A 4,961-nucleotide genomic window follows, 5' to 3' on the forward strand; every position below is an offset into this window, starting at 1 on the left:
TCAGAAATTCGATGTCACGGGAATCCCCAAACGACTCTTTCAGATGCGAAACCGCTCTAGGTGGACCTGTCTGCATTCAGGTCGATTTGCGACCGGCGCGCCGCCCGATCGCACAGCGATTTAACATAAAGTTGGATACGTCCTTTGAACCGGCTTTGGCTCCGGCACCGCAAATCTTCAAGCGGTGCCGGAGGACTGACGGAACAGAGGTAATTGCCTTAAGCTAGCAGGCCATCGACATAGACGTCATAGTCCTCGATGTTCTCAACTTGCAGCCCGATTGACGAGAAGGAAAAGGTCCCGTCACCGCCGGTTGCCAGGAGGAAGTTGTCGAAGGCGTCGAGGTCATCGGTCAGGTTGCTGCCAAGACGGTCCACCTCCTCCGAAGTGAAATACAACTGCAGCAGATCGTCATCGGCGCCGCCTCTGTACATGTCAGAGGACGTGTCGTTATTGAACTGCCGGTAAATCAACGTGTCATCACCGGCGCCACCCTGAAGCAGGTCGCTACCCCCGCCCCCGTCGAGAAGATCATTGCCGCCGTCGGCGCCACCGCCTCCGCCGCCGTAGCCATCACCGTAAACCCGGTCGTCACCAGCTCCGCCGAGCATGACGTCATCATCGTCCTGGCCGAGCATGACATCATCACCCTCGCCCCCGCTCATGAAATCATCGCCCTCGCCACCATACATCGTGTCGGCATTGTTGGCGGCCTCCGCCAAGGAAATGCCATTGCCTTCGCTGTAGCTGTCGCCATACATCGTGTCGTTGCCGGCCCCACCCTCCATATAGTCAAAGCCGTCGCCGCCGAGCATGAAATCCCAGCCGAAACTGCCGAAGATATTGTCGGACCCGTCACCGCCCCGCAGCAGATCGTGACCGTCTTTAGCCACGAGGACATCATTGCCCTCAAAGCCAAAGATGTGGTCTTTGCTCACGGTGCCGAGCAAAAAGTCGTCACTTGAAGTGCCGAGCAAATTGTTTACTGCAACCATTTCTGCGTTCTCCTTCGAATGTTTAGGAGTCGCGCGCAGCCAGATCGCTCCAATTCCCGCCTAGTCTTACTTCCCTCAATCAGTGCGATAGCACGCTCCCCGGCTTTGGCGGTCCATCTAACCGCCCCGAAAATGATGCATATCGACACATGTACACCTTGTGTCTCTTGATGACAGCTATATGTATGCATCTTTTATTATCGTATGGTCCGGCGTGCGGCTCTTCAATTAAATTGCGGTACTAGTCCCTTTTTCAACAAGCTTGATTGCATTAAAATGGCGCAAATGCTTGCTCTGATATTCGCGGCTTCAGCGAGCCAACCATCTTTAACACATGCAAAATGATACTGGGGTAGGCTTTTGCATTTCAATTCGACTACGATATGGTGCGTCTCTCAAAAGCCACGAAGGAATCTGATCGAATCATGATGTTCAATCGCTCGAGCGCCGCGGGATAACTTGGACAGCTCCGGAAACCGGCACTTTGGGCTGGTCGGCACTGGTTGTGGTCGAATTTGACTTTCAGGAGGCGCCCATGGCGGCGCTACGAAGCCTTTCGGCAGAGCACTGAGGGTGCCTTCGTCGTCATCTTCGCTCATGCAGACGCATGTCGCCCGTCAAGCCACCGCCAGCGGCCGTGTTGCTCGGATCGATCAGCCCGTCGCGCGGCCTGGCGCCGTCGTGGGCGGCTGCATCCGTGAGCTTGCGCCGGCGGATCACGCCGTGGCGCCGGTCGATCGAGATATGGAGTTTGTAGCCGAACACCGGGATCGCGATGTCGACCGGCTTGCGGCCGTCTCCGGCCGGTTTGGCTTTGCTGAACTTCACGGTCCAGCGCGCCTGCGTATCTTTCTGTGCCGCCCTGGCGGGCTTGTCCGTCCAGATCTGCGCAGCGCTCTTGCCGGCTTTGATGTCCGCCTTCTCGGGTTCGGTGTTGCGCTGGCGCGGCGCTGCCACCAGCGTGGCGTCCACGATCTGGCCCGACATGGCGAGATAGCCATGGCGAGATAGCCCGCCGCGGTGATGGCTTCGTCCAGGCGTGCGAACAACCGGTCCAGCGTCTTGGTCCGGATCAGGGCCTCCCGCTTCGGCGGGAAAACCATCCCCCGGATGGTTTTCTGATCCGCCTCAGCCCAGAGCGTGTTGGCGTCCGGCACCCGGTCGCCCGGCCCGAGGCCCCAGAACCGCATCCAGCTGAGCCGGTCCCGGACCATGAACTCGGTCTGCTCGAGCGGGAGCCCGTGCATGGATTGCAAGACCAACATCTTGAACTTCAAGACCGGATCGAAGGGCGGACGGCCGCCTTTGCCGATGGTGCGACGCTGCTGAGCCAGCCGGAGCGTCGGGCGAAAGAGCTCGAAATCGACCGTTGCCGCGAGCTTCTCCAAGGGATCGCCTTGCCTGGAGAGTTCCTGCAGGCGGTACTCGACATCCCAAAAGCCTGGTTGATGGGCCATCCCTACGCTCCTCGCAACGCCTGCCTCATCGAGTCACAAGATTTGCCTGGAGTCCAGTTTCCGGAGTCCAGTTTCCGGAGCTGAGTTAATCGATTGCCAGTGCCCCAAGTGAATCGTCGAAATTGACGGGTCACTGCAGCCTCGCAATCGAAGGAGAATGGCGATGAAGCTCTACGTTGGACTGGACGTTTCCTTGGTTCGGACGGCGGTTTGCATCCTGAACGAAAGCGGCGAGATCGTGGCGGAACGCCAGGTTGACAGCGAACCGGACGCGATCGCCGGCAGTCTGGCAAAGGTTCAAGGCATAATCGAACGTATCGGCTTGGAAGCAGGACCGATGGCGCCATGGCTGTTTGCTGGGTTGAGCGGGCAAGGGCTACCGGTCGTTTGCATCGAGGTCCGCCAAATGAAGGCCTTTGCCAAAGCCTCGCCGGTCAAAACCGACAAGCGCGACGCACGGTTGATCGCTCAAGCCATGCGCACCGGCTTATTCAAGGCAACCCATGTCAAGACGGACGAGAGCCAACGCCTTCGTTTGCTCCTTCGCCATCGCCAAGCGGTAATGCGGCGCAACAAGGATCTGATCAACACGGTGCGCGGAACGTTGAAAGCCTTTGGCATCCGCACTGGCGGCGGCAAAAACACGCCCTACGCCCGGCGGGTTCGCGAAGCAGTTGCCGATCCGAGCTTGCTCACTGTGACCGAACCGCTGCTGGTTGCTTACGAACAGGGGCTGGCGGTTCTGGCCGAACTCGATCGGATGGTACTGGCCGCTGCCAGAGAAGACGCGGTCTGCCGACTGCTGATGACTGTTCCCGGTGTCGGTGCTGTCACCGCTCTGGCCTTTCGCACCGGCATAGATCTGCCGGAAAGGTTTGCAAAATCAAGATTGGTCGGTGCTGTACTCGGGCTCACTCCAAGGGTCTATGCCTCGGGGGAGAGCGAGCATATCGGTCGGATCGCCAAATGCGGGGACGGGACCCGATGGCTGCTTTACGAGGCCGCCAATGTGATGCTGACCCGTGTCAAAGGCGACAATTGGCTGAAGTCTTGGGCACTTGGCGTTGCACAGCGGCGAGGCATGCGCAAGGCCAAGGTCGCTCTGGCGCGCCGATTGGCCGGCGTGATGCACGCCATGTGGATCAGCGGACAAGCGTTTTCGCTGGCCAAACCTCTGTAGAATTGCCTGGCAAATGTAACAAGACACCAAGGTCACGGCCCCGCGCGGTGAGATGCGGGAACGTGTGGACGGGGATGACTGCGATGGACGCCTTGTCAATCAAATGACGTTCCGGAGCTTGCAGCTTCCCGCTTCCACCATCGTCTCTCTCAGCCTGCAGCGCCACAACCGGCGACTGCGAAAAGAAGCATGGAACCGAACCCGCTACCAACGCCGCTTGGCCAACCAGCCTGCTTGACTGATTAAAGAAGCTGTCCAGCTGTTGAGGCGCCGCCGGTCGAAGAGCCGCCAGATCGTGCTGATCGCAACGCGGACGCCGCGTTTGTCCCAGAGCTTCTGCTGAAGTTCAGCAAGCGTGATGTCATCCTGGCGATCGACCTCTGCCAACAGGAAGTCTGCGTGCCGTTCAATCCGATGGGAATGCCGGTCTCCCCCCATCGGCTTGGCACAGTCCCGGCCTCCCTGCCGCCACTCAACCAGCCAGCGGACTGCAGTTGCCACACTGACACCGAAGCCGATGGCGGCCTGACGCCGGGACATGCCGTCCTCTTCCACCGCCTTGATTACCCGGGTGCGCAAATCTCTCGAGAGGGCTGATACCACGCCTTGCTGGCCTCCTCCTCCAGCCAGCATGATGAATCATGATTTGCCGCTCCTGTGAATCCCTTCAACGACTCGCACTGACCAGAAATTGCTCTAGTGCTGATGCGCCAAAGGGGGTTTGAGAATGCGAAATTTATTGGTGAAATTGTTTTTCATTCAAATGATAGCATTCGGGAAATGGAGCGTTTCTTGAGGTCATCAAAACATGAAATCGAAATAACAAAGAATATTATTGAGCAAGCATTTAAAAAGGAATTCTTATTGGTAGGCTATGTTCCATTCCTTTATTTGATGATTGAAAGCAACGATGAAAACGTCGTGCAGCTGTTCGTTGATAAGATTAAAGCGAACTCCGCACACAAGAATCACCTGAATATGGATATACGTGATAGGTGTGCAGAGGTTCTGAGATTTGCCGAACAGAATTTCACCATTTAAAGGTATCATGAAAAATGTTGTGATTAAGCGGAACCATGTTGCTCTAGTGGATTGACTCCAACGTTTGGAACCCGCGTTTTCGGGCTGCGATGATGCAGCCTGGGTCGGCTCTCCCGATGAAGGGCTTGGCCTCGGTCCTGTTGTGCTCGTCGATGAAGCGATTGATGGCGGCCTGGAGGTCGACGAGGAAATGAAAGACGCCACGTTTGAGGCGTCGCCTGGAGAGTTTGGCGAAGAAGCCTTCGACGGCGTTGGCCCAGGAGGTTGAGGTGGGCGTGAAGTGGAACG

6 protein-coding genes and 2 pseudogenes are annotated in these 4,961 nt (G+C 57.5%); 3 read left to right on the forward strand and 5 right to left on the reverse strand.

Features of this window, described 5'->3' with window-relative positions; genetic code table 11:
• Positions 1-218 precede the first annotated feature (218 nt).
• The 3 genes and pseudogenes from LCF60_RS23445 to LCF60_RS24700 all read right to left on the reverse strand — a co-directional run.
• On the reverse strand, positions 219-995 hold the full coding sequence (locus LCF60_RS23445) for a hypothetical protein (protein ID WP_292294952.1): 777 nt from the start codon (positions 993-995) through the stop codon (positions 219-221).
• A gap of 585 nt (positions 996-1,580) precedes the next feature.
• A complete protein-coding gene (locus LCF60_RS23450) occupies positions 1,581-1,982 on the reverse strand; it encodes a hypothetical protein (protein WP_292294953.1) in 402 nt (133 codons plus the stop codon).
• Between the two features lie 206 nt (positions 1,983-2,188).
• Positions 2,189-2,260 (reverse strand): annotated as a pseudogene (locus LCF60_RS24700) (hypothetical protein); the annotation flags it as partial.
• Here LCF60_RS24700 and LCF60_RS23455 point away from each other — a divergent pair.
• Both LCF60_RS23455 and LCF60_RS23460 read left to right on the forward strand, forming a co-directional pair.
• Positions 2,246-2,536: a hypothetical protein gene (locus LCF60_RS23455; protein ID WP_292294954.1), complete on the forward strand. Its 291-nt coding sequence runs from the start codon at positions 2,246-2,248 to the stop codon at positions 2,534-2,536. The pseudogene LCF60_RS24700 and the gene LCF60_RS23455 overlap by 15 nt on opposite strands.
• Positions 2,537-2,615: 79 nt before the next feature.
• Positions 2,616-3,632 (forward strand): IS110 family transposase, encoded by a 1,017-nt coding sequence (locus LCF60_RS23460; protein WP_292294955.1) that lies wholly within the window; start codon positions 2,616-2,618, stop codon positions 3,630-3,632.
• Between the two features lie 204 nt (positions 3,633-3,836).
• Here LCF60_RS23460 and LCF60_RS23465 read toward each other — a convergent pair whose 3' ends face one another.
• The gene (locus LCF60_RS23465) at positions 3,837-4,265 is read right to left on the reverse strand and encodes a helix-turn-helix domain-containing protein (RefSeq protein WP_292294956.1); all 429 of its coding nucleotides are present in this window, start codon (positions 4,263-4,265) and stop codon (positions 3,837-3,839) included.
• 66 nt (positions 4,266-4,331) lie between these two features.
• Between LCF60_RS23465 and LCF60_RS23470 the strand changes: the two genes are divergently transcribed.
• The gene (locus tag LCF60_RS23470) at positions 4,332-4,673 is read left to right on the forward strand and encodes a hypothetical protein (RefSeq protein ID WP_292294957.1); all 342 of its coding nucleotides are present in this window, start codon (positions 4,332-4,334) and stop codon (positions 4,671-4,673) included.
• A gap of 43 nt (positions 4,674-4,716) precedes the next feature.
• Here LCF60_RS23470 and LCF60_RS23475 read toward each other — a convergent pair.
• Positions 4,717-4,961, reverse strand: a pseudogene (locus LCF60_RS23475) (IS630 family transposase); the annotation flags it as partial.

Origin of the sequence: Marivita sp., from assembly GCF_020055635.1 — a bacterium.
GTDB lineage: Bacteria > Pseudomonadota > Alphaproteobacteria > Rhodobacterales > Rhodobacteraceae > Marivita.

What these genes read in the sequence shown, in the direction of transcription:
- LCF60_RS23445 (WP_292294952.1), bottom strand. Translation starts at nt 995, where the DNA reads ATGGTTGCAGTAAACAATTTGCTCGGCACTTCAAGTGACGACTTTTTG.
- LCF60_RS23450 (WP_292294953.1), bottom strand. Translation starts at nt 1,982, where the DNA reads ATGTCGGGCCAGATCGTGGACGCCACGCTGGTGGCAGCGCCGCGCCAG.
- LCF60_RS23460 (WP_292294955.1), top strand. Translation starts at nt 2,616, where the DNA reads ATGAAGCTCTACGTTGGACTGGACGTTTCCTTGGTTCGGACGGCGGTT.
- LCF60_RS23465 (WP_292294956.1), bottom strand. Translation starts at nt 4,265, where the DNA reads ATGCTGGCTGGAGGAGGAGGCCAGCAAGGCGTGGTATCAGCCCTCTCG.